Source organism: Alcanivorax sp. DG881, assembly GCF_000155615.1.
Taxonomy (GTDB): Bacteria; Pseudomonadota; Gammaproteobacteria; order Pseudomonadales; family Alcanivoracaceae; genus Alcanivorax.
The window spans coordinates 975,695-1,001,782 of sequence record NZ_DS989915.1 but is presented as its reverse complement, the minus strand read 5'-3'; the positions used below and the strand labels follow the sequence as shown (position 1 = coordinate 1,001,782).

Genomic DNA, 26,088 nt, shown 5'->3' with positions numbered 1-26,088 from the left:
GAGGAACGAGAAGCGAAAACCTGACTTTCCCAACGTCCAGATTTTGATTTTCGAAACTCGCTGCCCGCGACTCGTCACGGTTGCTCTATCGCGCCGCCAGCGACGCTCCTGCGGTGGTTAGCGCGGATCGCTGCTTTCGTTGGACTCGCCGTCGTTGGCTTCTGGCGGTCGAGTGTTGTCGTCCCCATTACCTTCCTCTTCTGCCGAATGTGTTTCCAGATTCAGCTGGTCGCCGTTGCCATTGCGGATATGGATGTCCAGTTGGCTGAAGGCGATTTCCACGTTGTGCTCATGGCAGAGGGCGTCGATGTGGCGGTTCAGCTCGTCGGTGGCGGCCAGGCGGTCGTTGATGTCATCCACGTGGACGCGCAGTTCATGGTCCAGGGTACTGGCACCAAAGCCCATAAACAGTACGACAGGTTCCGGGTCACGTAGTACGCGGCGGTTCTCTTTTGCGGCCTGCAGCAGAATGTCGCGGCATTTCTGCAAATCGGAGCCGTAGGCAAAGCCCACCTTGAGGATGATCCGGGTTACGGTGTCGGAGAGGGACCAGTTGATCAGCCGTTCGGTGACGAACACCTTGTTGGGGACCAGGATTTCCTTGCGGTCGAAATCAATCAAGGTGGTGGCACGGATGCGAATGCGGCTGACGGTGCCATCCAGGTTGTTGATGGTAATCACGTCACCGATGCGAATCGGGCGCTCGAACAGCAGGATGATACCGGAGATAAAGTTGGCAAAGATTTCCTGCAGGCCGAAACCCAGCCCGACGCCCAGTGCCGCCACCAGCCATTGCATCTTGTCCCAGCTCAGGCCCAGCGCGCCAAGCGTCAGCATGATACCGCTGGCGACAATCACGTAGGAGAGCAAGGTGGTGGTGGCGTAGCTGGTGCCCTGGCGCAGATCCATGCGTGACAGCACCAGCACTTCCAGCAGGCCCGGCAGGTTGCTGGCCAACAGGAAGGTCACGGCACCGATGACCAGCGAGGCAATCACGTCGCCAAGGCTGATGGGGGAGGTGGTGGCGGCCTGGCCGGCCCCTTCGGCGGTTTCCCACAGCACGATGTTGTCGGTATAGGCGAAGGCATGCAGTACGTCTGCCCAGACCCAATACACCAGCAGGCCGATTGCGGCCACCAGCGCCAGGCGGATCAGGCGCAGGGACTGCTGGTTGACCTGTTTCAGGTCCAGTTGCGGTTCTTCCACTTCCACGGCTTCGGCGCTGCTGGTGTCTTCTTTCTGTTCGGCTTCGCGCTGTGCCACGGCCCGTTTGTAGGAAAGCCGCTGGGCTGCCACGGCGAGGCCGCGCACGGCGGTGGCATCCAGAACGATCCACAGTGCGATCAGGTAGAGGCTGTAGATCATGTGCCCGGTGAGGCGTACCGAGGTGTAGTAGTAACCCACGCCGGTGAGCACGATCAGGGTGAGCGGGGCAAGAATGCACAGGCCGGTGGCCAGGGTCCTCATGGTGCGGCTGTAATGACGGCCGGGGTAGGACTGCGCCACCCAGGGCAGGCTCACCATGATGGTGATCATGGATGCCATCATGATTACCAGTCCGAGCCGGTCATTACTGAGCTGTGCTGGCCACTGGTCACCAAACGCCACCAGGAAGGTAAGGGGGATGAGCGCCAGGCCGGTTACCAGCAGGCGTCGCCGCATTTGATGGTTGTATTCCATGCTCCAGCGGAAATGGCGCTGGGCGATGCCATTGGTTTTAAGCAGGCGGTAGAGCACTTCGAATACCAGCCATAGCAAGGCAATCTGGGCCACGGCAGCGCCCATGACGCTGGTGAATGTGCCAGGCTGCACCCACAAGCCGGCGGCCAGCAGGCCAAGGAAAAGCGGGACAGGTGCCGCAATAAGAAAGGTGTACAGCAGGCTCAGGGGGGTGTGCGCCTGGCTGTCACGGCGCAGGTACCCTACATCCTTGTTCATTTCGTCGATGCGGGTTTTGAGCTTGCTGCGTACCACCATCAGCAGCGCTGCCGGGATGAGCAGTCCGATCAGCCAGACCCATTTGCGGCTGAACAGATTGCCGGTTCCCTCCCACAGGTCGCCCCAGGGCATGGTTTTAACCTGTTCCATCAGTTCTTTTGGCAGTTTGCCAAGCCATTCAAAGCTCAGGGGCTGGTTGCTGGGCATCCAGAAGGTTTGTTCGGAAATGGTGTTGTGCAGGCTGCGGGTAATTTTGCGCAGCTGTTCATGGCTGAGCTGGGTACGAGTGAGGATGGCCAGCTGGCGGCTCAGTTCCTGGTCCAGTTGGTCGTAAATGGCCAGGCGCTCTTCGCGGAGGATGGAAAAGGCCTGCTCCAGTGCCGGGCTCAGGGGTTTGTCCGCCTGGGTCTGTGAGGGCAGGGGGGCGTCATCCAGATCCTGCATGGCCCGTTCGATATCGAACTGGCTGAGGCGCGCGTCAGAAATATCCTTGTCCAGATTCAGTTCGCCCTGATCCTGGGGCAGGCTTTTTTGCTGCTCGTAAAGAATGCGCGACAGCAGCAAGCTGCCATCGAGCATGCGAATCTGGTCGTTGACGGTGGAGGATAATGAACGTGCCTTGTCCAGTTCGGTCTTGGTGTTGACCGCTTCACGCAGCAGGCTGTTTACACTTTCGCTGGCACCAGCCAGTTGTTCACGTAGGGCCCGGTTCTTGTCCATGGCTTTCTGGACCTGGGGGTGGTCCAGCACGCTTTGCGGGAGATCGGTTTCCGGGGAATTGGCGGTTTCCTCCAGCTGATTCAGGCGGCGCTCATTGATGAGTGGCTGCAGGGCGTCCAGTTTTGCTTCGATGATGAGCTGATGCTGTTTGTCGCTTTGTTGTCTCAGGCGGGCGATGTCCTGCTGCTTGTCGACGATGGCCAGCTCCTGGTTGTAGCGCTCGATGCGCGACTCCAGGGCTTTCATCTCCGTGTTCAAGGTGCCCGTTTGTAATTCGGACAAGGCTTCGCCTTCTTCATCCACGCCCTGGTTGAGGCGGGTGCGAATGACGTCCAGCCGGTCCATGGCTTTGCTGATCACGTTCTGGGCCTGTTCCGGCAGGGTCTGGGCACGGGTCAGGTCGCTGTTGGCGTCAGCCAGGTCTTCCTGGTTGGCTTCCAGGGCATCCAGCTCACTGACCAGGGCTTTCACCAGAGCGTCCAGATTTTTGGATGCGTAGTGTTTTTCCCAGTCGGTGTCCCGCTCCTGGCGCAGACGTGTGAGTTCGGCGTTGAGGCGTGTGCGTTGGCTGGCAGCCTGCCGGGAAAAGGTTTTCAGTTCCTTGATTTTTTCCTGGTTGCTGTCGATCTCCTGACGGAATTTCAGGGTCTCCTTGAGCTGTTTTTTGTCGGGATTGTCCGTGCCGTCAGATTTTTTATCACTGGTTTCCGTGAGCTGCTTTTGCAGGTCGCCAACGCCGGGCAGGGAAAAACTGCCAGGCTGCGCGATGGCGAGAACGGGTAGCAATATCAGCAGTGCGACAGGCAGTCGTCGATCCATAACAACGAGGCTCCAGAAAAGTGTTGTTGTCTTTGTATCACAGGGTTGCGTTTATTGCTTTCCCGGTGGCGTGTGCTGTGTTGAAGAGCGGCTTGTCAGGGCATTCGCGGCGTTACAGTCGCTTGATGCGGCGCAGCAGCTGGCGAACCAGTCCCAGTTCCCGGTCACTGGCCAGGGGCAGCAGTTCGTCCACCCATTGGTGGAGGTTTTCGGTCGGCTGTATCTGTAGTGCCGCCAGAAGTTGATGCAGGGCCTGGCGGGTGTGGCCGAAGGTGGTTGGGTCCGCTTCGGGCTGCACTGTCGCCGGCCGTTTGCGCAATTCCCATGCATAGACCATCACGGCCTGGCCCAGGTTCAGTGACGGTTGTGCCTGCGCCAGCGGGATGCTGCTGGCCAGGTCGCAGCGGGCCACTTCGTCGCCGGTCAGGCCGCTGGCTTCCCGGCCGAAGACGATGGCGACCCGCTGCACGCTGTTTCCCTTGCCAGCGACCAGTTCGGCGCAACGATCCGCATCCACATAACGGTCTTTCTGCAGGCGGTGCCGGGCGGTACAGGCAATGCTCAGGTCCACATCGGCCAGCGCCTGATCCAGGGTGTCCACGATCACGGCCTGCTCCAGCACGTCGTTGCTGTGGTGTGCGACCCACTGGGCGGCGCGCATGTCGCCCGGATTAACCAGTCGCAACTCTTTGAAACCCATGGTTTTTATGGCGCGGGCAGCGGCGCCGATGTTTTCCCCGCGGGCGGGTTCCACCAGAACAAAAACGATGTCCATGTATTGTCACTTCTTCATGGCAGGGTGTGCAGGTGCCCATTCTATACGAGGGGCGGGCATGGAGAGGAGCCGAAAAGGGAAGGCGAGCAGGGCGCGGCCTGTCAGGAAATGTCCATGTTTTGTCCGTCTGAGCCCTTGGGTTGGTATGCCGGGTTGTTTATTGTTTGATCAATAAACACAAAAAGTTACATAACCACAATAACGGGAGGGGACCCCCATGAAGAAGCTCGCACTCACCGGCCTGCTGGCCGCAGCTGTTCTGTCATCGCCTGCCCAGGCGTTTCAGCAAATCACCCACAAACGCATTGCCATTGATGCGGTTAACTACATGAAGGCGCACCCGACGACCACGGAGTACAACCGCCTGAAGAGTTGGGTCAACGCGGCCGGCTACAGCATGGACCAGTTTGCGGAAGTGATTGGGCAGGGTGCCTACGACGTGGACGATTTCCAGGATACCTACCTGTGTGGCGCGGTCACCGGGGACTGCGTGTATGCGCCGGTCTTCAATGCCGGGGCCTCCCTGGTGAACTACACTTCCTACTGGCATTTCCAGAACCATACCCGTGGCTCTGATGTTCACGGCAACGACCTGGGCGGTTATAACTACGACCTGCTCACCGTTTGGGGCGATATCGATAACATCGCGGCGACCTGGCTGGTGGGTGACTACATGGACGATGGTAACGGGGGCATGACCGGCTGGTGCTTCTGGAGCTGCGCCGATGACACTGAGTACAACACCTACGGTGTGACCGAAGCCAACTATCGTCAGGGCAGTACGTCCAGCAAGTCCATGTACGATGACTTCGAGGAAATGCCGTTCCAGCCCATCGATAACCTGGGCCAGTACTGGTACAGCCAGTTCCTCGCCAACCCCACGGCCCAGACCCTGGGTTTCGTGATGCACACCACTGACCTGCTGCAACCGCACCATGTGTGGACTACCTCGGCACTGAACCACAGTGGCTGGGAATCCTGGGTGGCGGATTACTACGACAGCGAGAACCTGAACAACACCGCTTTGGTCGATCAGGCTCTGACGGATTTCACTCCGCTTGCTACCGCCAGCAATGACATTCGCCCCTTGCTGACTCAAGGCGGTGCCATGGCTTACAGCAACGGCGGGATCGTGCTGTCCAGCACCGACCACTCGGACCGGGTACAGGTGGCACAGGTGGTGATTCCCCATGCCATCGCCATGGTGGTGCATGTGCTGAATCATGCCGCTGTGAAGGTTAATCCCTGATAAGAAAACGCAACAAGCGGCATGCATCACGCTACACGTAAAAGCACGTGCAGGGAGATGCGTGCCCGCGTTGCACCAATAACAAGATAGAGGAAAACGGCCATGGGATTGCATCGATGGATGTTGGCCATTGGGTTCGCAGCTGTTGCGTTGGCCGGCTATGCCAGCTGGCAGCGTTGGGGACCGTTGCCCGATAACGTGGCAGCAAGCGTGGATGGCAGCGTGATTCCGGCGGCGACCCTGAATGTGTTTGTGGCTGCCGCACAGCGCAGCGAACCGCAGGTCAGCCGTGAAGCTGTGCTCAAGGGGCTGGTGGAAAACCGGTTGTTGGCGGCCCTGGCCCATGAACATGACGACGTGGCCGCCCACGGGCATGCCGACACCAGTCGGGTGGGCTACGATGCGCAGACTCGCCAGGAACAACAACGCTTCAAACTGATTCGTACGGCTTTTGCCGATGACCTGCGGGTAGCGGTGGAAGAAAGCGGCACGACTGACAGTCTGGATTATCTGACTGAGCCGTTGTTGCTGTCTGAGGATGTGTTGGCTCCGTTGCTGTCGCTGGATCAGGCGTTGTACGCCACCATGACTGAGGCCCAGCAGCAGGCGGCCAGCCAGCTGGTGATTGCCCGTTACCGTTTTGCGGAGGATCAGCCAGAGCAGACGCTGACGCTGTGGGATCTGTATCGCCGGCAGAACATCCAGCTGAAAGTGCAGATGCACAACCTCAATACCGGCTTTATCCGTGAGGCGATCAAGCAGCAGCTCACCATGGAGTATGTGTTCTACTGGTTTGATCAACACTCCGGTTTGTCGGCCCGGGCCATTGCGGCAGTGGATGACTGTATTGATGACGCCATGAGCCGCGATGAGCTGCTCCATGACCTGGGGCTGATGCACGATATCCATGACGATAACCCGCAGTTACGGGCTTTGGCGGCTGAAGTGAGCCAGGACCAGATCGCCGCGTATTACCAACAGCACCAGGACGAATTTACCCGTGTGGAGCGTGTTCACGCTTACCACTTGCGGGTCAACAGTCAGGCCGAAGCCGACCGGATTTATGCCGAGCTGCTGGATGTCCAGAAAGCGCAGAAAGCCCAGAAAGCGGATAGTGGGGACCCGGCCATCGCGTTTGCTGACGCAGTCGCGCGTTATTCCGTTGCCGATGACCGTGAGCAGGGCGGGGCGCTGGGCTGGATCGACCGTGATAGCCGAGAGGACCACTGGACCCAGGCGCTGGCGTTTGTGCAGCCGGTGCAGCGAGTGTCACCGCCGTTCCGTAGCCCGGCCACAGACAGCGCGCCTTACTGGGAGCTACTCTGGGTAGACCAGAAAGAAATGGGCTACCAGAGTGTGGACAGCGAATCGGTGCGTTACCGGGCGGCCCAGGCCATCGCCCGGGAGCAGATGCAGCAGCGTTTTCAGACCTTGCTGGCTGATGCCACCGAGGCGGCGACGTTGCGGGTCAACCACGAGGTGTTGTGATGGCGGTGGGTGAGTGCCGGCCAGGCCAGACCGGGAGCTATCAGCGCCAACAGGGGCGGTTGCGGCCTGGGTTGCTGGCCGGGTTGTTGATAGCCGCAAGCGCCAGTGCCTATTGGCTGTTGCCCCCGGCGCCGGCGGCATCGGCAGGCAATATGGCGGCGGAAGCTACTGCGGATTCGAGCCCTGATGCCGGCCCCAAAGTGGAAGCCGCAGCGCCGCCGGCAGCCCTGCCGATGATCGATACGGTGGCGGAACGTTCTCTGCCTATGCCGAAGAAGCGGGCGGATAACGCCCCGTCCGTGGTGCCGACGCCTTCACCCCAGGCGGTAGCGGCCCTGCGTGAAAGTATGCGAAACGGCGACCCGCGTACGCCGCCGCTGGTTCGCAATACGGATTTACGTGAACCGCCCAGCGCGGCGGAACTGGCCGACCCAGCGCAGTATCAGCAGTACGAAGCGAGACAGAATCAGGCGGTTCGTGCGTCTTTCGTAGCGGCAGCGAATCGCAAAATGGTGGAGCTGGAAGGGCTGATCGCCAGGGGCAAGGAATTCGGCATCGCCCCTGAACAGCTGCAAGAAGGGATCGCCAAACTGGACAAGCTGCGTGAGCAGCGCGATCAGTTGGTGGCGCAGCACCCTGAGCTTGCGGCTGAAGAGGAGGAAGCCGGAGCAGAGGGCGCTGAGGATGCGGAAGGCGCCGGCGATACGTCGCAGTACTGAGCGCCCAGTTCGCGGGCGCTGTCCTGAATCTCGCTATCATCCGGTGCCACCGACAAGGCCTGGCAAATACTCTGCCGGGCCTGTTTGCTGTCACCCGCTGCCTTTTGGGCATAGGCCAGGTTGTTCCAGGCGGCGGCCAGTTCCGGCTCATGGCGCACGGCTTGTTCAAACGCAGCCCGCGCTTCTTGCTGCTTGCCCTGCGCCCACAAGGCATTGCCATAGCCAAACCACAGCTGCCCGCTTTGCGGGAAGGCGTCCACGGCAGCGGGCCAGAAGGCGGCGCTATTGGGCAGCGGCGAGATGGCCCGGAACAGCGCATCAGGCTCGGCGCTGGCGGGCAACTGGCCGGCTTCCACCAGCGTGAATCCCCACTGATCGGCCCTGGCCCAGGTGCGAATAAAGCGATTCCAGTGGCTGCTATCGCTCTGGGTGGTGCCGCTGTGCAACACCACGGTATCGCCCTCATCCCGATAACCGGTTACCACGGCGAAGTGCCACTTTGGCCAGCTTGGCAACGCCAGGTTCTGCATCACCAGCACTGGGCGGTTGGCCTGTAATTCCTGAAACAACGCCTCGGCGGATTCCACCGGATAGGCCATCAAGCCGCGGCTGCGGGCTGCGGCCCGCAGCTCAATGCCCAGCGACCCTTTGCGCTCCGGCAACCAGACTTCGTCCACCAGTGCGTCGGCGCTGACTTCCTTGCCTGCCCACTGCAGCATCATCGCCAGGGCGGCTGGGCCGCATTGATAAGCGTCCTGGGGGACAAAGGGCACCACCACCTGTTGATCGGTGTGCACGCTGGCGCTTTGCGGTGGGGGAAAACTCTGGCAACCGCCCAGCGTTAGCAGTGCGGTTGCCAGTAGGGCGGCAACCGGTTTTCCGGAAAACATGCCGCGCAATGCCGTCACCATTAATTGACCGGGTCAATCACCGGGAAGACATCGGTAGCGCCGAGCAGATCCAGAATCACCAGTACCAGGATGATAGCCAGTACCACGCCCAGTACGCCCTGACCGGCTGGCAGCTCTTCGGATTTCTGAGCCAGCTGCTGCAGCTCGGCATCGGTGAGGCGGTCCAGTCGCTGACTGACCTGCTCCTGGTTTACGCCGTATTCGCTTAGCGCCTGAGCGGCCACTTTATGATCCATCAGCTGCATGACTTGCTGCTTCATGGCCGCGCGATCCTGTTGCTGAATCACGGTGTCATTACCAATCATGGCGGCTTGTGCGGCGGGAACCATCAGCACTTGCATAAACAGCAATACAAAGGCACTGAAAATACCGGTAACGCGTTTTGACGTGGTCATGAACCATTCTCCTGTGTTCTTGAAGGGTTATACGCTACCAGTGTGACCGCTATTCAACAGGATCGCTGCGTGATCCGGGCGATCTTTTACAAGGACTTTACCGATGTCGGTGGCAGCAATGCCTTCACGATCAAGATGTTGCAGTGCCTGCCCGGCATAGTCGGCGGGCAGACAGAACACTAGCCCCCCGGCGGTTTGCGGGTCGCACAGGGCGGTAAGCAGGGCGTCGTCCACGGGCTGCGGCTGTTGGCAATGCACCAGTATCTGTCGGTTGGCATCGCTGAGGGTGCTGGCCACACCTTGTTGAATCAGCGACAGCGTGCCAGGCAGCAGCGGTACCTTGTGGCAATCCACCGACAGGGTAACGCCACTTTGCTGGCTGATTTCGTAGAGATGGCCGAGCAGCCCGAAGCCGGTGATATCGGTGCAGGCATTCACGGGGACATCCTGCAGGGCCCGTTGCGCCATATGGTTGCTGGTCAGCAGGTGGCGCAGCGTTGTGTCCAGCCAGGGGCCGTGGAATGCGGCACCATTGCTGCTGTTCGCCTGCATCAGGGCCGCCAATTGCACGCCGCTACCCAATGGCTTGGTGAGGATCAGCCGGTCGCCGTCGCGGGCGCCGCGTTTGTGCCAGAGCTGTGCCGGATCCGCCTGGCCGTTGACGGTGAAACCCGCGGCCATCTGTGGGCCTTCGATGGTGTGGCCACCGACCAGGGTGCAGCCGGCTGCGTTCAGTTCCCGGACGGCTCCGGCCATCATCCGTTGCAGGTCACGGCCCTGCAGGCGCGGGTGGTGCCAGGGCAGGGTAATGTTGGCCAGGGCTGAGTGGGGCCGGGCGTTCATGGCGTACAGGTCGCTGAGGCTGTGCAGGGCGGCAATGCGCCCGAACAGGTAGGGCTCATCGATAAAGGCGGGAAAGAAATCCAGGCTCTGGACCAGCCGCTGCCCGGCGGGCCAATCGATGATGGCGGCATCATCGGCGGCGTCTACACCGGCTTCAATCCCCGGATTAATGACTGGCTGAAGGCCTGCCAGTGCTTCATGGAGGGCGTCGCTGCCGACCTTGGCGCCGCAGCCGGCGCAGTGCAGGGCGTCGGGGTCCGCGGGGGCGGTGGGCATGGCGGGCAGGTGTTGATCGAACTTGGCCATGAAGGCCCGGTCGATATGATCCTTCCAGCGCCATACCCAGTGCCCGGCCACAGACAGGCTGCCGCCACGACTGGCAATGGCATCTTTGCCGCCGGCGGATAGCAGCGACAGGAATCGGGATTGCGGGCGATAGGCAACCAGCGGTTGCCCTTGAATGGCCGCGCGCAGGTTGTCGGCCAGTGTGCGCGCCTGACGAACCGCGTAGACCCCGGCCTTGGGCAGGGATGTGGGAAAGGCGGCGCAGTCACCGGTGGCAAAAATGCGTGCATCGGAGAGCGTCTGCAGGCTTTCCGTGACGCGTACAAAACCGCGCTGGTCGCACTCCAGCCCGCTGTCTTCCAGTATCGGCAGGCCGCGCACCCCCGTGCACCAGAGCACCCATTGGGCGGTTAGCGGCTGATCTCCCATCTGCAGTTGCTGTTGTGCATCACAGTGAACGCGATTGTGGGTATGCAGGGCGACGTTATGGGCTTGCAGCCGCTTGCGCATCTTCTCGCGCACGCTGGCGGGAAAGCCGGGCAGCAATTCCCCTCCGGTGATCAGTTGAATCTCTGCCGGTTGCTGGCGGTTCTGAAAATGGTGGGCCATGGCCAGTGCCATTTCGGTACCGCCGGCACCGGCGCCGACCACCGCCAGTGAGGGCGTTTGCCCGCCGGCGTCGCGGCAGAGTTGTTGCCAGCGGGTATAAAAGCTGGCCACCGGTTTGACCGGCACAACGCTGTCGTGATCGTTGCCGATGGGCGAGAGATCCGGCGTGGCGCCCACGTCCAGGCTCAGCCAGTCGTAGGCCAGCTGGCTGCCATCGCTGAGCTGTAATTGCCGTTTCTGTGGATCAAGCTGTGTGACGCTGGCCTGAACAAACCGGCAGCCGCTGGCCTGGCACAACCGGTACACATCCACATGGGTGTCATCCAGCGTGTAGTGGCCGGCGATCAGCCCCGGCAACATGCCGGAATAGGCGCTCAGGCTGTCCGGGGACACCAGGGTCAGGCGTACGCCGGGAATCGGTTTCATGGCCAGCATGCGCAGGGCCAGCGCATGGCTGTGGCCGGCGCCGACAAAGACCAGGTCGTATTGAGCGGAAGGGCTTATCACAGTTGCAGGTCACCTTGCAGATAGCAGCGGGCGGTGCCGCTGAGGGTGACGCGGTCGCCTTTCAGCTGGCAGTGCAGTTCACCGCCACGGGCAGAGAGCTGGCGGGCATGGAGCGTGTTTTTGCCGAGTTTGTCCGCCCAGTAAGGCACCAGGGTGCAATGGGCCGAGCCGGTGACCGGGTCTTCCGGAACGCCTTTGGCCGGGGCAAAAAAGCGGCTGACAAAATCACAGTCGTCGCCGGGCGCGGAAATCATTACCGCGAAGGTATCCAGCGCCGCGATGGCGGTGAAGTCGGGTTGAAAATTGCGCACCTGATCGGCGCTGTCCACGATGATCAGGGTGTCCCGGGCTTGTAGCACCTCGCGAATGGGCAAATCCAGCGCCCGGGAAAACGGGGTGATGTCAGTGAGCGCGTGGGCCGGCCGTGACGGAAAATCCAGGCTTAATGTCTGCCCGCTGCAAGTCACGAACAAGGGACCGGAGGCGGTGGAAAAACGCACTCGCTCACCGGGAAAGCCCAGCGCATTGAACACCACCCAGGCGGTGGCCAGGGTGGCGTGGCCGCACAGGTCGACTTCCACCTGAGGGGTAAACCAGCGCAACGCGTAGCCTTGATCGTCGGGGACCAGAAAAGCGGTTTCCGAGAGATTGTTTTCCAGTGCGATGTTCTGCAGCAGGGCGTCATCCAGCCAGTGTGTCAGCGGCACCACCGCGGCCGGGTTGCCGGCAAACAGGGCGTCGGTAAAGGCGTCCACTTGGTACAGTTTCATAGTGCGACTCGTGTTTGCGTTCTTCTGGCGGTGTCGGTCAACCGCTTGCCGGGGCCTTGCTTGCTGAAACACCGTGGCCCGGTTGCAGCCTCAGGCGCTGTCTTAGCGTGCGTGACAGGGCATCCACTCCCAGATTGAGCAACACCGTGGCCAGGATCAACAGGGCGGTTCGGTCAAAGCGGAATTCCGCCACGCTGGAATCAATATAGAAACCCAGGGTGTGAATGCCAAGAATCCCCAGTACCGCCGTTTCGCGCATGATCACCTCCCAGCGATAGAGCAGGAAAGCGAGCAGGTTCGGGCTGATGCGTGGCAAGACCTCCCAGGCGTAGCGGTTGATCCCGGTCGGCGCGTCCGCCCGCAGGCGCAGGGTTTCACTGAAACGGCCCGTCAGGTGGGCGACGATGGCGCCGGTATGCAGGGCAAGCGCAAAAATGCCGGGCAACATGGAGGGGCCGAGCAGGATCAGGAAAAAGAAGGCGAGAAAAAACTCCGGTGTGGTGCGCAGCACCACCAGCAGGCCATGGCCCAGCATACGGCTGACCCGGTTACCGAATAACGGTGAGGTAAGGGGAAACAATACCAGCGCCAGAATGCCGGTGAGCAGTAGCGCGGCCAGGCCCAATACGCTGGTCTGCCACAGGCCGGGCCACAGTTGTTGCTGCCAGAGCATGGCAAACCACTGCCACAGTTCCAGCAGGCCACCGCCGTGACGCAGGGGGGCAGGCACCAGATCCACGGTGACAAAACGCACCAGGGTGGACAGGTTGCCGGTGAAGACCGGGGGCGCCCACACCACGGCGGCGATCAAATACAGGGGAATCAGCGCCGGGCGCAGCCACCAGCGCAGGGTGAAAATCAGCGCGAAAAACAGGTACAGCAAAGCCGCTCCCTGATCGTAGACCCCTTCACGAAAGGCGGTTTCCAGATGGAAGCCCAGGGTAGGCAAACCGATAAAGCCGAGAATGGCGGAGGCGCGCAAGGCGCATTCCAGCCGGTAACTGCCGTAGGCCTTGAACGCCTGCCAGACCAGTGGCAGCCGGGCGAAGAAAAAGCGGCTGACGGCGGAGGTGCTGGCGGGCAGGGAATGAGCGGGGGCTGGGTCCGATTCCTCCAGAAATTCGCCGAATACCTTGGCAAAGATACCCGCATAGGGAATGGCGATGGCCAGTACCCCTGTAAGCGTGCTCAGGCCGGCAACCTGTAGTAGCAGCAGGCCCCAGAACAGCTCGTGGACGGCACGGATGCTGGCGGCAAAACTGCGTACCGCCCGCGACGACCAGCAGACTGCCATCAAAAAACCGAACAGGGCAGCCAGCGCGGTGCCTTGCCAGGCAAAGGCCAGGGTATTGGCCAGCGCCTGGCCCAGCTGCTCGGTGGCGAAAAAATCCGGGGTCATAAACCCCTTGGCCATGCGCAGCAGTTCCTGGCCAGGACTGGAGCGGGCGATCTCCATGTCGGCCAGCAACAGTGCCACCAGGCCGGCCAGGGCGAGGCCGCCGGTGGTGCGCCGCCAGCGACTGGCTGTGGTGTTCAGCGGTGGGCTGGCGGGAGGCATGGTAGGGCGTTCACTGCTACGCATCGTCCTGATACAAGGTATCCAGATCGCTGAGGGACAGCGACCGGGTGGCGGCGTCGAGGACGATTTGGCCCTGGTTCAGGCCGATGATCCGGTCGCTGCAGGCCAGTGCCAACGCCTGATCATGCAGGGCAATCACGGCACTGTGGTGGCGAGCCAGTGACAGGGTGAGCAAGGCAAGGCCCTGGTGTTCGTCCAGACTGGAAACGGGTTCGTCGGCGAGCAGAACCGGGCGTTGCGTGTAAAGGGCCCGGCCCAGTGCGGTGCGTTGCGCCTGGCCGCCGGAGAGCTGATCGACGCTGGTGAACAGCTTGTCGTGAAGCGACAGGTCGGCCGCCAAAGCGCCCACCTGTTCGCGCTCGTGTCGACTGGGAGCAAGCAGGTTGCGCAGATTGGTGACGGTGCGGTTGCGCGACAGGGCGCCCATGTAGATGTTGTGGAACACGCTTAGCATGGGCACCAGGGCGCCCGCCTGGGGGCACCAGGCACAGACGCTTTCCTGCTGGCTGCGCAGGGCATTGAGAAGGGTGGACTTGCCGGCGCCGGAGGGGCCGAGCAGGGCGACTTTTTCGCCCTGCTCAATGGTCAGCGTCAGGCTGTCGAAGACAACCTGATCGCCATGCCCCAACCGGGCCTGCTGGAAATGGAACACGCCGGAACTTGCCTGTGGCCGTTAGTCCAACAGGCCGATGGCGCTGGCGGTGTCCTCGATGGGGGCATAGTCCGCATTGGAGGCCGGGATAAATTTTTCCCGGGGGAAAGCCTGCAGCAGTGCCGGATCGTCGATGGACAGCAGGGTTTCGGTAACGCGCTGGCTGAAGCCTTCGCCGAAGCGCTCATCCAGATCGCCGCGCACGGTCCAGTGGTAGTCTGGATAGGTGGGGGTTTCCCAGATCACGCTGACCTTGCTGGTGTCGATTTTGCCTTCCGACAGCTCGCGCTCCCAGACTTTGAAATTTACCGCGCCAGTGGCGTAGGCACCGCTTTGTACCAGGGCGATGGTGCGGCTGTGGTCGCCGGAGAAACCGACTTTCTCGAACAGGTCTTCCGGCGACTTGTTGAAGGTATCGCGCAGATAGAATTCCGGCATCAGGCGGCCGGAGGTGCTGCCTTTGGAGCCGAAGGTGAATGACGGCTGTGCAATGAAGTCGTCGCCCAGCGTGTCGACGGGCTCAAGCCCGGTGCTGCTGTTGGCAATGAAATAGGATTTGAACGCGGTGTCTTCCTGGCCCTGGGCGATGGCCTGGGAACCGGGAACAAGACGTCGCGCCTGTACGCCGGACAGACCGCCGAACCAGGCCATTTGCACTTCATCGTTGCGGAAGGCAGTCACTGCGGCAGCGTAGGATTTCACCGGCACGTATTGCACGGGCACGCCCAACTGTTCTTCCAGGTAAGCGGCGATGGTACCGAACCGTTTTACCAGCTGGGATTCATCCTGATCCGGAATCGCCGTAAAGGTGAAGGTATCGGTTTTGGGGTCATTACAGGCAGAGAGCAGCAGGGCAGCAGCCAGTGCAGCCAGAAATTTCAAACGCATTGTTGTCTCCGTTCAATAGGGAGGCTTACCGAACTTTATGCGGGAAAACGCACGGATACGATTGCGGGTTCGGCCATACGCAGTCGTGGCAGCAGTATAACGGCTTGCGAGGGGTTTTGCGTTAGCGGTTGTTGAGGAAATCGCTGACTTCGGCGCGGGTGCCCTGGAAGACAATGGTGCCTTCGCGGCGCGACAGCATGTAGTCGTACATGGGGTCGTAATAATCGGCGAGCAGGCTGTGAATCCATTCGCGATGCAACTCGGTATCGCCGCAGGCGGTTTGTACGGCCAGGGCTTCCTGGAGTTGCTGGCGAAGCTGTTGATGGCGAATGCCACCCAGGCGGCGGCGAATGCGATCCATGGCTGCCAGCAGTTCATCGCCAAGCTGCTTGAGGGCATTCTGCTCACCGAAGTAGCGGGCATATTCCTGTAACGGCCCGATCACGTAATCTTCCAGGGTGACCTGTACGCGGGCGTCCAGGGATTCCTCAATGACGATGCGTGGCTGTGCCTTGATCTGGTCTTGCAGGGAAAAAGGCAGATGGCAGCGCCCGATCAGCTTGCTTTCGTCTTCCACCAGAATGCGGGCAGGCTGGGCGGCACGTTGTTTTATCAGGGCGATGGCCAGGCTGTTTTCAAAATCAATTTGGCCGGGTTGGCCGCCGGGGCGTCGGCCGAAGGAGGAGCCGCGGTGGTGGGCCAGCCCTTCCAGATCGATGGCGTTGGCCTGTTGTTCAATCACGCGTGTTTTTGCACAGCCGGTACGGCCGCATAGCACTTCCAGTGGCAGGCTGGCGATACAGGCTTCCATTTCATCAATCAGAAATCGGCGCAGCGCCTTGTAACCACCAGTGATCAGTGGTGCATCGATGCCTGCTTCGCGTAGCCAGGCCTGGGTGGTCTGGCTGCGCAGCCCGCCACGGAAGCAATACAGGTAGCCGTTGGGGTTGGCCTGCCACCACTGCTGCCAGGCCCGCATACGCTGTTCCCGTTCCTCGCCGCTGACCAGCTTGTTGCCCAGATCAATTGCCGCCTGCTGGCCCTGCTGCTTGTAGCAGATGCCAATCTGGTGACGTTCGTCATCGTTGATCAGGGAAATATTGGCCGCACCGGGAAAGGCGCCCTTGGCGAATTCCACGGGGGCGCGCACGTCCAGCAGGGGCGTGTCATTCAGAAACAGGGAAAGGTAATCACGGGTATCGTCTCGCATGGGGAGCGAGTTTAGTGCAGTGGCATGCAGCACGCTACAGGCAGCACGCAACAACACGGGCCGACGCTGGAAAGCCTGAAACGTCAGAGGCCGCGACCAGACTGTGGGCGCGGCCTCTGACGTTTCGTCCTGCTCGAAAGCCGGACGTGTTGTTGCGTGCAGCGTGATGCCTGTTGCGGCTGCTATTACTCCGCCGGACGGATCTGGCCGGCCAGGTGGGGTTTGATCCCGTCCTTGGCGAGCAGACGGAAATCGCTGCCGCCGTCGGCCGGCTTGTTCTCGAACTTCACGGTGGCGGGCACGAACATGGGCAATTTGAACTGCACGTCCACGGTGAACGCGTCTTCCGGCAGCTGGTTCTGCAGTTCGGCCAGGCAGCGGGCCTTGGACCACATGCCGTGGGCGATCTGGCGTTTGAAGCCGAACAGCTTGGCGGACAGCGGGTATAGATGAATCGGGTTGCGGTCACCGGAGACGGCGCCGTAGCGGCGGCCGATATCCCCCGGCACTTTCCACTCCACCGTGTCGGTGGCCGGTTGCGGCTTGGGTGCGTCTTTCTTCTTGCTGCTGCTACCGCCGCCGCTGCGGAAGAAATTCACGGACTCACTTTCCCAGACTCGCTCGCCACCGGTGCTGACGCTGGTGAAGATGGAAAATTCGTAACCCTTGTCGACTTTCTGCAGGTTGCCCAGAAAGCACTTCACGTTCAGTTGCTCGCGTTCTGCAATGGGGCGGTACTGGGTGATGCTGTTGCGTACATGTACCAGGCCCATGGCGGGGAACGGAAAACCGTCGGTAAGAATCAGAGCCATATGCAGCGGGAAAGCGTGCATGTGCGGATAGGTCACGGGCAGTTTGCCGTCGGCGGCAAACCCGCACACCTTCCGGTAAGCAGTCAGATGCTTTTCATCGAGGGAGACGTCATTCAGTCGCAGGCCCACGTCCGGCAAGGTGGGGTTGCTGCCGGGCTTTACGGTGGCGCGCAATACGGCCTTGGCGAAGTTGATCACCATGGGTGGTGAATTACGCAGTTCGCGGAATTTGACCTCACTCATTACTCAATCCTTTCCCGTTGATTGCGTTGCAGCGTAGGCAACGGTGGCAATGCAAAAGAGTATAGAACAGGGCAGGCGAGTCGCTATTGGCCGTATAGACAGGCGGTCTGGTGAGTTAAGCACAGGGGCGCGGCGCAAGGTCGTAAAGTGTGAAGTGTGTTCAGGAATGGCTCTTGTCCGAGCGCCACATGCCTACGCCGAAGTAAATCAGGCGCAGTTGTTTCTCCGCGGTGATCAGCACTTCTTGCTGGCCGGTCTCATCAATTTCTTCCAGTTCCAGCATTTCCTGTGTCAGCGCGGTGACGTTGTTGACGACCAGCCCGGCCATCATTTGCAGGTCTTCAGCATTAATGTGATTGAGGAAGGGGAAGCGCGCCATGTCCATGGCCAGTTCGTTGGTGAACATGCGGATTTCACGGCGGATGGCATTGCGCATGGTGGGCGTGCCGCTGGCCAGTTCCTTGGAGACGAACAGAAAGTGCGCCCGGTTGTTGCGCACATAGGTGAAGTAGGTCTCCACGGAGCCACGCAGCATGCGCTCGTTGGGCAGTTCCTGCTGACGCACCTGGCGCATCATTTGACGCAGGGTACGGAACGACTCGTCCAGCAGCGTGAGGCCCAGGGCGCTCATGTCCGGGAAATGACGATAGAAGGCTGTGGGCACCACGCCCGCTTTCTTGGTGACTTCCCGCAGACTAAGGGCGGAAAAGGGCGCCTTTTTAACCACCAGCTCCAGCGCGGCCGACATCAGGGCTTCACGGGTCTGGCCCCGTTTGGGCTTGCGAGATCTGCTGGTGCTTTCCGTCGTCATTGGTTTTTGCCTCCAAAATCAGCTGCTTATTCTCTTCTGTGCGGGCTGGTGATGCAACCAATTCCCCTTGAGCCTTTGTAACACCATGATAGGCAAAGACTTTATTTTTTTAGTGAACATGTGTTGACGGGAAAGGGTGTGTTGTGAATAATGCGTACAACTGTTCACTTATAGGGCCTGACCCCATGAACTCGATGACACTGACATCCAACCGTTTTCAGCAAGGTGTTAACCGCCTGCTGCAATCCCGTGTGGCGGAAATTCTGTCTTATCCCCACGGCGTTGACCGTTATCTGGAAGTGTTCAATCCGCTGTGGTCTGTTAACGAAGTGCGCGCCAGGGTAGAAGCCGTACGCTACCTGACCAATGACAGCGTGACCCTGACCCTGCGTCCCAACCACAACTGGGAAGGCTTTATTCCGGGTCAGTTTGTCCAGCTTTCCGTGACCATTGATGGCAAGCGTCAGACGCGCTGCTATTCCCCGGCCAATTCCCTGCACCGTACCGATGGCTGCATCGAATTGACCGCCAAAGTGCACGCTAACGGCTTTGTTTCCCGTCATCTGCGTGAACAGCTGAGTGTTGGCGATGTGGTAATCCTGTCCCAGGCGGATGGCGAGTTTGCCCTGCCGGAAGAACGTCCGGAGCAGGTGCTGTTGATCAGTGGTGGCAGCGGTATCACCCCGGTGATGTCCATGCTGCGCACCCTGTGTGATGAAGGCTTTGCTGGCCCGATTACCTTTCTGCATTACGCCAATAGCGCCGCCGACATGATCTACGCCAGCGAGCTGGACGAGATCGCGCGGACCCACGACAACGTGACCCTGGTGCGCTGCTTCAACAATGACGGTGAACAGGGCGAGCTGTCGGGCCTGTTTTGCCGTGAACATCTGTTTACCGCTGCGCCAGAATTTGCACAGGCAACCACTTTTCTGTGTGGCCCGCCGCCGATGATGGCCGCGGTGGAGAAAGTCTGGGAAGAAGACGGCTTGGCAGAACGGCTGCACAAGGAGCAGTTCACCCTGGCGGCGCCGCAGATCGAAAGCGACAGCGCTGAAGGCGAAGTGCGCTTCGTACAGAGCGAGAAAATGGCCATCAATAATGGCGCTACCCTGCTGGAGCAGGCCGAGTCCGCCGGGCTGACCCCGGAATCCGGTTGCCGCATGGGTATCTGCCACGCCTGTACCTGCCGTAAGACGGCTGGTGAAGTCCGCGATATCCGCACCGGTGAGATCACCAGTGGTGAAGAAGACATTCAAATTTGCATCAGCGTGCCGGTGGGCACGGTGACGCTAGACATCTAAACGGAATTACCCCAACCGAAGCGTCCCGAGACGAATCTTCAAACCGGGTTTAAGGAGAAAGCACATGAGTATTTTCAGTAACTTGAGCGCCGAACAATTCGAGACCATTGGCCAGGAACTGGACGCCATTCGTAATCGTGAAATGGCGGACCTGGGCGAAGAAGATGCCACCTATATTCGCACCCTGATCAAGCGTCAGCGTCGTCTGGAGATTGCCGGGCGCGGCCTGTTGATGGCGGGTTTCCTGCCGCCGGCATGGCTGGCCGGTGTAGCTTGTCTGTCTGCCTCCAAGATCCTGGACAACATGGAAATCGGCCATAACGTGATGCACGGCCAGTACGACTGGATGGGTGATCCGGCCATTAACTCCAAGGTTTTTGACTGGGACAACACCTGCACCAACACGGCCTGGAAGCAGACCCACAATTTCGAGCACCACACCTTCACCAACGTGCTCGACAAGGACCATGACATTGGTTACGGCATCCTGCGCATGTCGGAAGACCAGGAATGGGAGCCCCGCTTCCTGTTCAACCCGATCCTGGCAGGCATCCTGGCTACCTTCTTCCAGCACTTTGTGGCGATTCAGAGCCTCAAGCTGGAGGACTACCTGATCTACAAGACCAAGACCAAGGAAGAGGTGAAGGCCGAATTCAAGCCGACCTGGAAGAAGATGCGCAAGCAATTGGTCAAGGACTATCTGTTGTTCCCGGCCCTGGCGGGTCCGTTCGCCCCCTTCGTGTTCGCCGGTAACCTGACGGCCAATGTGGCGCGTAACCTGTGGTCTTCCCAGGTGATTTATAACGGTCACTTCCCGGAAGAGGTGGAACAGTTCCCGGAGTCCGTGATTGAGAACGAGACCCGTGGCCAGTGGTATGTACGCCAGCTGCTGGGCTCTGCCAACTTTGAAGGCAGCCGTCTTATGCACGTGATGAGCGGCAACCTGAGCTTCCAGATCGAGCACCACCTGTTCCCGGACATGCCGGCGCATCGTTACGCGAGAATCGCCCCGGAAGTACGCGCTATTTGTGAAAAACACGGCCTGCCTTACAACACCGGGTCGTTCATGCGGCAATCCCTGAGCGTCTGGAAACGGATCTTCAAACTGTCCCTGCCCAGCAAAACGGAAGGCGACAGCAAGAAAGGCCCGCTCAATGGTCTGCGAGCCAAAGTGGTGTCCCTTACCCGTGAACCGCAGTCAGAAAACCGCAAGGCTGCCTGATCGCCCCAGCAGCCTGCTAGGCGGTTTGATCTCCTGGTTCGGGCCGGTGCTGCGCTGGTTCCGGCCCTGCCATCCTTATGCTACTCTCAGTGATTCTGAGAGTAGCTTTTTTTGTATTGGGGACAAGGCAACGCATGGCAGAAATGACGGATTCCGGTGTGCTGTTACGGATGGCCTACAAGGCCATGGTAAAAGCCGGTATTGATGCCGATGCCGTGTTGGCGGAGGTTGGGCTCGACAAGTCCATTTTGCAGGTCCCTGACCTGCGTACCCCTCATGATGCCCAGGAATGGTTCTGGCAGGCTCTGGAAAAAGTGTCTGGCGATGAACATATCGGGTTGCATCTGGGTGAACATATTCCCGTCTATAAAGGCCAGGTGCTGGAGTACCTGTTCCTGTCCAGTCCGACCTTTGGTGAAGGCCTGAAGCGGGCGCTGGATTATCAGCGCTTGCTGTCCGATGCCGCCCAGGGGGAATTGTTTGAGGAAGGCGATCGGGTTTTCCTCAAGCAGATGATCTGGAGTAACCGTCTCAGTCATCTCAATGAATGCATGATGATGGGCGTGATCAAGTTTTTCCGTTTCGTTACCGATGATGCGTTTGAGCCGGTGGAGGTGCATTTTGGCCACGCCCGCCATGCGGATCAGCTGGAATACGAGCGCCTGTTCGATTGCCCGGTGAAATTCGATATGCCCAGTGTGGGCATGTATTTCGATGCCAAGGTCATGACTCTGCCATCCGCCCATCACGAACCGGAGCTGTTGCACCTGCACGAACAGCTCGCCAGTGAACAGGTCGCCCGGCTGGAAAAACAGGATTTGGTCGCTCAGGTGAACCGGCTGATTGGTGAATTACTGGAGTCCGGCCACGCCAACCTGGAAGAGGTGGCGGAACGGTTGGGGATCAAGGCGCGCCAGTTGCGCACGCGGCTGGCAGATGCCGGCACCAACTTCAACCAGCTGGTGGCCGACTACCGTTGCCGTCTGGCCAAACGCTTGCTGGCCGGTACCGATGAATCCATTGATGAAATTGTCTATCTCACCGGCTTTTCCGAGCCTTCCACCTTTTACCGTGCATTCAAACGCTGGGTGGGGATGACCCCCATTGAATACCGCAAGTTGAAAGCGGAAGAGGACGCGCTGGGCTAAGGTAGTAGTCAGGCTTTAGTGAAATAAAAAAGGCGCCAATGGCGCCTTTTTTATTGCGCTATCGCTTGGCCGCCGCCTGTTTAAAGCACCATGGCCGCCAGCCACCCGGCGGCAATCAGCGGCAAGTTGTAGTGCAGGAAGGTAGGGATAACCGTGTCGCGAATATGGTCGTGTTGGCCGTCTGCATTGAGGCCGGCGGTGGGGCCGAGAGTGGAATCTGATGCCGGTGAGCCGGCATCACCGAGGGCAGCGGCGCTGCCTACCAGCGCTGCCGTGGCCAGGGGAGAAAAGCCCAGTGCCAGGCAGAGCGGCACATACAGGGTGGTGATGATGGGAATGGTGGAAAAGGACGAACCAATGCCCAGAGTCACGAACAGGCCAAGCAACAGCAGCAGCGCGGCAGCGATAGGCGGGCTTTGCAAGCCACTGGTTACCGCTTCCACCAATACGGGAACCTGGCCGCTGGCATTCACCACAGAGGCGTAACCGTTAGCGGCGATCATGATGAAGCCGATCAGGGACATCATTTTGACCCCCTGAGTGAAGGCATCCTGGGAATCCCGCCAGGGCACCACGCCGCCCGCTGTAAAGACCAGAAAACCCACCAGTGCGCCGAGAATAATCGAGTCGCTGTAAAGCTGCAGGGCCAGCGCCGACGCCAATGCCAGGGCGGCGACGATCACGTTGCGTACCGAGAGAGGGGCGTGCTGTTCTTCACCGGGTAGCTGTACGGGCCGGTAGTCGCGGGGTTTGCGGTAACGGATGATGGCAAGCAACAGGCCAACCACCATGCCCGCAGCGGGCAGTAGCATGGCCAGCGGCAGGGTGTCGTTGGGTAACTCAAGGCCGGCCTTGGCCAGGCTGGGGCCCAGTTGGGTATGCAGGAAAATACTGCCGAAGCCCACTGGTAACACCATATAAGGCGTGATCAGGCCAAAGGTCAGGATGCAGGCGGCCAGCCGGCGATCCAGGCGCAGCTGGTGCATCACTTCCAGCAAGGGGGGCACCAGAATCGGGATGAAGGCGATATGAATGGGCACCAGGTTCTGGCTCATGATCGCGGCTGCCAACAGCACGGTGAGCAGCAGGGTGCGAATGCGGCGAAGCTGGCTCGGCGCCGGCGAGCGGCCAAGTTTTTCGATAATGCGCCCGGCCAGCCATTCGGTGATACCGGAGCGGGCGATGGCCACGGCAAAAGCCCCCAGCAAGGCATAGCTGAGGGCAATGTTGGCACCGTCGCCTAACCCGTCAGTGAAAGCGGAAAGCGTGCTTTGCAATTCCAGTCCACTGCCCAGTCCTGCCACCAGAGCGGCGCACAGTAGCGCCAGCACCACATTCATGCGGGCAAGGCTGAGGCCCATCAGAATCAATACGGACCAGACAATGGGATTGAATAACGGATTCATGGTGCCTCCACCGGGCGTGCTCTGAGTCTACCGCGAGGCGGCGCAGTCTAGCAGGGGCGGCGAGCACTTCCTAACCGGGTATGGGGCGTATTGGCGTCGCTACCCCAGGATGGAGTGTTAATAATTCCAGTGTAGTTCGGCAAACAGGGTGCGCCCCGGGTAGGGGTAATAGGCGTAGTAACGCGCATCTGTCAGGTTGTCCACGCCCAGCGCCAGGCTGAATTGTTCGTCAATCTGGTAGCGCCCACGAAGGTCCAGGACCAGATAGTCGTCGGTGAAACCAAAGCCTTCTGCCTCACCATCGCTGTTGTCCAGGGTGTCATAGGCGTCGCTGGCATAACGCAAGCCGCTGCTCAGGGCCACCTGTCGGGTGGCTTGATAAAGGGCCTGCAGGTTTGCTCTCCAGCGGGGTACGCCGGGGAACTGTTTGCCTCTGGAGGACGGCAGAGTGGCGTTGTTCTTGATGGTGGCCTGGGTGTAAGACAGATTGAAATCAACGGTGAGGTCGTTGAGCAGCAAGCGGGGCCAGTGGCCGATAAATTCGATGCCCCGGGAGAGCACCCGATCGATGTTCTGATAATTGGTGATGCCGGTGAAGGCATTGGTCTGGCGGAAAATGGTGTTATCCACGTCGTTTTCCCACAGGTTTATGGTGATCGTCGCCTCAGGAAAGAAACGCTTTAGCATCAGGTTTTTGCTCAGGCCGTCTTCGGTTTTCAGGTTCGGATCAAAGGCGGCGTTGAAGTTACCGGTGTTATCCAGGTTGCCCTGATACAGCTCGCCAACGGTGGCGAAACGGTATGCCTGGCCCACTGACAGCGTAGACAGCCATGATGGGTTGAAACGGTAGCTCAGGCTGGCCTTGGGTGAGAAACGGGTTTCATGCCGCTCCGGGTAGTCGGCCATTAACCCGGGCAGGGTCAGGCTGCCCTGGCTGGCATGCCACCATTCCTGGCGACCGCCCAGTGTCAGTGCCAGTTTTTGCGTCAGCGCCCACTCGTTCTCGATGAACAGGGCCTGGGTTTGGGTTTGGCCCCGGGAGCGGCTGGTCAGGGTGGGATTCAGGGCGGTGCGCCAGGCGCTGGTGGCATAACTGGCCAGATCCAACTGGTAACGGTCAAAGTGATAGCCGAACGCCAGCCGCTGGCCCAGCCAGCGGTGGTTATGCCGGTGCCCCAGGTTTAGATCCAGGGTTTGCCAGCCGGTACCGAGGTCTTCGATCTGGGCGCCAGGACCGCCCCTGGTGGCCAATTGGTAATTATTGGCGGAGATGCGGATATCCTCGTCCAGCAGGTTGTAGGTCGAGATAGCTGTTTGAATATCCCACCCCTGGCCGAGGTCGCCTTCCAGCTCCAGCCCGACCAGCAGGTCTTGTCTATCGGTGGTGTTCATGCGCTGCCCGAAAACCGTGTAGTCGGCACCGTCAATGTTAACGGTGCCGTCGTACACCGGGTTGCCCTGGTTGTCGTGCAGGTAAGATTCAGGGTCCAGTGAATCGCTGCGCCGGTTCAGGTAGGCGAGGGTAAGGCGGGCTTGCAGGGACTCTGTTAGATCGTAGCCAAACTTCAGTTTGAGATTCTGTTCGGTAATGTCTTCTGAGGGGCCGGCGTTGTACACGTAACCGCCAGGGGAATAGGGGGCCGCGCCGGTGACGGGCGTGCCGGAGTTGCTTCCCTGGGGGGAGCCGGTGATGCCATAGGTTTGGGGCTGGGCCTTGTTGCGCAACTGGCTGGCCGCCATCAGGACGCGCCATTTCCCGCTGTGGTTGCCGACCATGGCATTGAGGCGGTTGCCGGGATAGTCGTCCTCTGTGCCGTAAGCATCGAAAGCTTGCAGGAAGGCGCTGGCACTCAAGTGTGCTTCGAACTGGTCCGGCATACGCGTGGTAAAAGCGACAACGCCCCCCAGGCTGTTGCCGCTGTAGCGGGCCGAGTAGGGGCCATAGAGGATGTCGACACTGTCAATTTCCCGGGGCTGGATGGCATCCCAGCGTGGCGCGGTGGCGAAATTGGCGCCGAGAAAGTTGCTCAGCAGAAGCCCGTCGCTGTAGACCAGCGCGCGGGGGGTCTGGAAGGTATGCATGTCGCGAAAGGTGAGCAGTCCATTCTGGTCGCCGATAAAACGTTTACGGACCACCAGATTGGGTTGGTATTTGATTACGTCTTCGCTGTCGGCGGTGTTGATTGTCGCGAGCTCGGAGGCCGTGATATGGGTGTTGAGTGCGACGGGCTGGCTTTCCAGGGCGGGCTTGTTCCCGGTGACCGAGATGGTATCCAGTTCATTGGCGTGTGCGGTAACGCTGGCCAGCAGCAAGCTGCCGATAATAAGACGTTGCATGAAACCCCCATTTCATCCTGAGGGCCATTATTCGCGTAAGTGACTGCGGTAACAATGTGGTCATGCTGGCGGGCTGTGAAATGAGGCCGGAAGGGGCGAACGCCCCTAACGATTTAACGGTCCGTGCGGTGTGATTCACCCTCAATGGTGTCACCGTTGAGGGGGGGCCGGTCATCGTTGCTGCCCGGCCGCTGCTGGAACGGGTTGGTGTCTCCGCCAGGGTAGCTGGAGCGGGTGTAAGCAAACCCGGCTCCTTGCACGGTGGTGAAGCTTTGCAATGAGCCTTTCTGGATGACTTTGTTGGCCATCCAGCGGCGTGAGCCGGGCAGTAGCAGGGCAAAGCCCACGGTGTCGGTAATAAAGCCGGGGGTGATCAGCAGGGCGCCGCCGAGCAGCAGCATCATGCCTTCCACCATTTCCTGCCCGGGCATTTCACCTTGTTGCATGC

Annotated in this window: 21 protein-coding genes; 6 read left to right on the top strand and 15 right to left on the bottom strand. The window is 60.1% G+C overall.

The features are described 5' to 3' along the window. Positions 1 to 117 precede the first annotated feature (117 nt). The gene (gene mscK, locus ADG881_RS04475; RefSeq protein ID WP_007149225.1) at positions 118 to 3,477 is read right to left on the bottom strand and encodes a mechanosensitive channel MscK; all 3,360 of its coding nucleotides are present in this window, start codon (positions 3,475 to 3,477) and stop codon (positions 118 to 120) included. A 112-nt stretch (positions 3,478 to 3,589) separates the two neighbouring features. Further along, on the bottom strand, positions 3,590 to 4,252 hold the full coding sequence (locus tag ADG881_RS04470; RefSeq protein ID WP_007150056.1) for a tRNA/rRNA methyltransferase: 663 nt from the start codon (positions 4,250 to 4,252) through the stop codon (positions 3,590 to 3,592). A 217-nt stretch (positions 4,253 to 4,469) separates the two neighbouring features. Here ADG881_RS04470 and ADG881_RS04465 point away from each other — a divergent pair, with 217 nt between their 5' ends. The 3 genes from ADG881_RS04465 (at position 4,470) to ADG881_RS17480 (ending at position 7,708) form a co-directional block, all read left to right on the top strand. After that, entirely contained in the window at positions 4,470 to 5,501 is a 1,032-nt protein-coding gene (locus ADG881_RS04465) for a hypothetical protein (protein ID WP_007151006.1), read from the top strand. Between the two features lie 102 nt (positions 5,502 to 5,603). Next, on the top strand, positions 5,604 to 6,989 hold the full coding sequence (locus ADG881_RS04460) for a peptidylprolyl isomerase (RefSeq protein ID WP_156790339.1): 1,386 nt from the start codon (positions 5,604 to 5,606) through the stop codon (positions 6,987 to 6,989). Then, positions 6,986 to 7,708 carry a hypothetical protein gene (locus ADG881_RS17480; RefSeq protein WP_156790338.1) on the top strand — a complete coding sequence of 241 codons (723 nt, stop codon included), beginning with the start codon at positions 6,986 to 6,988 and terminating at the stop codon, positions 7,706 to 7,708. Before ADG881_RS04460 ends, ADG881_RS17480 begins: the two co-directional genes overlap by 4 nt. Here ADG881_RS17480 and ADG881_RS04450 read toward each other — a convergent pair. From ADG881_RS04450 to ADG881_RS04405, 10 genes are all read right to left on the bottom strand, one after another. Next, positions 7,606 to 8,619 (bottom strand): PA2778 family cysteine peptidase, encoded by a 1,014-nt coding sequence (locus tag ADG881_RS04450; protein ID WP_007150233.1) that lies wholly within the window; start codon positions 8,617 to 8,619, stop codon positions 7,606 to 7,608. The genes ADG881_RS17480 and ADG881_RS04450 overlap by 103 nt on opposite strands. Next, on the bottom strand, positions 8,619 to 9,014 hold the full coding sequence (locus ADG881_RS04445; protein ID WP_007149305.1) for a PA2779 family protein: 396 nt from the start codon (positions 9,012 to 9,014) through the stop codon (positions 8,619 to 8,621). Before ADG881_RS04445 ends, ADG881_RS04450 begins: the two co-directional genes overlap by 1 nt. Before the next feature lie 27 nt (positions 9,015 to 9,041). Then, the gene (selD, locus tag ADG881_RS04440) at positions 9,042 to 11,258 is read right to left on the bottom strand and encodes a selenide, water dikinase SelD (protein WP_007148569.1); all 2,217 of its coding nucleotides are present in this window, start codon (positions 11,256 to 11,258) and stop codon (positions 9,042 to 9,044) included. Then, a complete protein-coding gene (locus ADG881_RS04435) occupies positions 11,255 to 12,028 on the bottom strand; it encodes a PhzF family phenazine biosynthesis protein (RefSeq protein ID WP_007149271.1) in 774 nt (257 codons plus the stop codon). The genes selD and ADG881_RS04435 overlap by 4 nt, the downstream gene beginning before the upstream one ends. A 37-nt stretch (positions 12,029 to 12,065) precedes the next feature. Continuing rightward, complete coding sequence (locus ADG881_RS04430) at positions 12,066 to 13,586, bottom strand: ABC transporter permease (protein WP_007151084.1); 1,521 nt, start codon at positions 13,584 to 13,586, stop codon at positions 12,066 to 12,068. A 16-nt stretch (positions 13,587 to 13,602) separates the two neighbouring features. After that, positions 13,603 to 14,259, bottom strand: coding sequence for an ATP-binding cassette domain-containing protein (locus ADG881_RS04425; protein WP_007149849.1), 657 nt, complete (start codon positions 14,257 to 14,259; stop codon positions 13,603 to 13,605). Between the two features lie 21 nt (positions 14,260 to 14,280). Then, positions 14,281 to 15,147, bottom strand: a complete 867-nt coding sequence (locus ADG881_RS04420) for a putative selenate ABC transporter substrate-binding protein (protein ID WP_007149800.1) — start codon at positions 15,145 to 15,147, stop codon at positions 14,281 to 14,283. 121 nt (positions 15,148 to 15,268) lie between these two features. After that, on the bottom strand, positions 15,269 to 16,357 hold the full coding sequence (gene mnmH, locus ADG881_RS04415; RefSeq protein ID WP_007149763.1) for a tRNA 2-selenouridine(34) synthase MnmH: 1,089 nt from the start codon (positions 16,355 to 16,357) through the stop codon (positions 15,269 to 15,271). 185 nt (positions 16,358 to 16,542) lie between these two features. Then, on the bottom strand, positions 16,543 to 17,412 hold the full coding sequence (locus tag ADG881_RS04410; protein WP_007148368.1) for a MaoC family dehydratase: 870 nt from the start codon (positions 17,410 to 17,412) through the stop codon (positions 16,543 to 16,545). A gap of 160 nt (positions 17,413 to 17,572) precedes the next feature. Next, positions 17,573 to 18,223: a TetR family transcriptional regulator gene (locus ADG881_RS04405; RefSeq protein ID WP_007150637.1), complete on the bottom strand. Its 651-nt coding sequence runs from the start codon at positions 18,221 to 18,223 to the stop codon at positions 17,573 to 17,575. Between the two features lie 194 nt (positions 18,224 to 18,417). Here ADG881_RS04405 and ADG881_RS04400 point away from each other — a divergent pair, with 194 nt between their 5' ends. The 3 genes from ADG881_RS04400 (at position 18,418) to ADG881_RS04390 (ending at position 21,897) form a co-directional block, all read left to right on the top strand. After that, positions 18,418 to 19,527: a ferredoxin reductase gene (locus ADG881_RS04400; RefSeq protein ID WP_007151529.1), complete on the top strand. Its 1,110-nt coding sequence runs from the start codon at positions 18,418 to 18,420 to the stop codon at positions 19,525 to 19,527. A gap of 64 nt (positions 19,528 to 19,591) precedes the next feature. Further along, positions 19,592 to 20,749: an acyl-CoA desaturase gene (locus tag ADG881_RS04395; RefSeq protein WP_007148990.1), complete on the top strand. Its 1,158-nt coding sequence runs from the start codon at positions 19,592 to 19,594 to the stop codon at positions 20,747 to 20,749. A 134-nt stretch (positions 20,750 to 20,883) separates the two neighbouring features. Next, a complete protein-coding gene (locus ADG881_RS04390) occupies positions 20,884 to 21,897 on the top strand; it encodes an AraC family transcriptional regulator (RefSeq protein WP_007148364.1) in 1,014 nt (337 codons plus the stop codon). 80 nt (positions 21,898 to 21,977) lie between these two features. Here ADG881_RS04390 and ADG881_RS04385 read toward each other — a convergent pair whose 3' ends face one another. The 3 genes from ADG881_RS04385 to ADG881_RS04375 form a co-directional block, all read right to left on the bottom strand. Then, the gene (locus tag ADG881_RS04385) at positions 21,978 to 23,303 is read right to left on the bottom strand and encodes a Na+/H+ antiporter family protein (RefSeq protein ID WP_007150086.1); all 1,326 of its coding nucleotides are present in this window, start codon (positions 23,301 to 23,303) and stop codon (positions 21,978 to 21,980) included. A gap of 117 nt (positions 23,304 to 23,420) precedes the next feature. After that, complete coding sequence (locus ADG881_RS04380; protein WP_007148376.1) at positions 23,421 to 25,640, bottom strand: TonB-dependent receptor; 2,220 nt, start codon at positions 25,638 to 25,640, stop codon at positions 23,421 to 23,423. A 113-nt stretch (positions 25,641 to 25,753) separates the two neighbouring features. Then, on the bottom strand, positions 25,754 to 26,088 hold a 335-nt coding region (locus ADG881_RS04375; protein WP_007148557.1), incomplete at its 5' end, for an FxsA family protein.

Bases quoted from the DNA above. Each gene is read 5' to 3' on its own strand.
- ADG881_RS04465 (WP_007151006.1), top strand. From the start codon at position 4,470: ATGAAGAAGCTCGCACTCACCGGCCTGCTGGCCGCAGCTGTTCTGTCA.
- ADG881_RS04430 (WP_007151084.1), bottom strand. From the start codon at position 13,586: ATGCCTCCCGCCAGCCCACCGCTGAACACCACAGCCAGTCGCTGGCGG.
- ADG881_RS04445 (WP_007149305.1), bottom strand. From the start codon at position 9,014: ATGACCACGTCAAAACGCGTTACCGGTATTTTCAGTGCCTTTGTATTG.
- ADG881_RS04400 (WP_007151529.1), top strand. From the start codon at position 18,418: ATGACACTGACATCCAACCGTTTTCAGCAAGGTGTTAACCGCCTGCTG.
- ADG881_RS04420 (WP_007149800.1), bottom strand. From the start codon at position 15,147: ATGCGTTTGAAATTTCTGGCTGCACTGGCTGCTGCCCTGCTGCTCTCT.
- ADG881_RS04380 (WP_007148376.1), bottom strand. From the start codon at position 25,640: ATGCAACGTCTTATTATCGGCAGCTTGCTGCTGGCCAGCGTTACCGCA.
- ADG881_RS04470 (WP_007150056.1), bottom strand. From the start codon at position 4,252: ATGGACATCGTTTTTGTTCTGGTGGAACCCGCCCGCGGGGAAAACATC.
- ADG881_RS04385 (WP_007150086.1), bottom strand. From the start codon at position 23,303: ATGAATCCGTTATTCAATCCCATTGTCTGGTCCGTATTGATTCTGATG.
- ADG881_RS04435 (WP_007149271.1), bottom strand. From the start codon at position 12,028: ATGAAACTGTACCAAGTGGACGCCTTTACCGACGCCCTGTTTGCCGGC.
- ADG881_RS04405 (WP_007150637.1), bottom strand. From the start codon at position 18,223: ATGACGACGGAAAGCACCAGCAGATCTCGCAAGCCCAAACGGGGCCAG.
- ADG881_RS04460 (WP_156790339.1), top strand. From the start codon at position 5,604: ATGGGATTGCATCGATGGATGTTGGCCATTGGGTTCGCAGCTGTTGCG.
- mscK (WP_007149225.1), bottom strand. From the start codon at position 3,477: ATGGATCGACGACTGCCTGTCGCACTGCTGATATTGCTACCCGTTCTC.
- ADG881_RS04395 (WP_007148990.1), top strand. From the start codon at position 19,592: ATGAGTATTTTCAGTAACTTGAGCGCCGAACAATTCGAGACCATTGGC.
- mnmH (WP_007149763.1), bottom strand. From the start codon at position 16,357: ATGCGAGACGATACCCGTGATTACCTTTCCCTGTTTCTGAATGACACG.
- ADG881_RS04410 (WP_007148368.1), bottom strand. From the start codon at position 17,412: ATGAGTGAGGTCAAATTCCGCGAACTGCGTAATTCACCACCCATGGTG.
- ADG881_RS04450 (WP_007150233.1), bottom strand. From the start codon at position 8,619: ATGGTGACGGCATTGCGCGGCATGTTTTCCGGAAAACCGGTTGCCGCC.
- ADG881_RS04390 (WP_007148364.1), top strand. From the start codon at position 20,884: ATGGCAGAAATGACGGATTCCGGTGTGCTGTTACGGATGGCCTACAAG.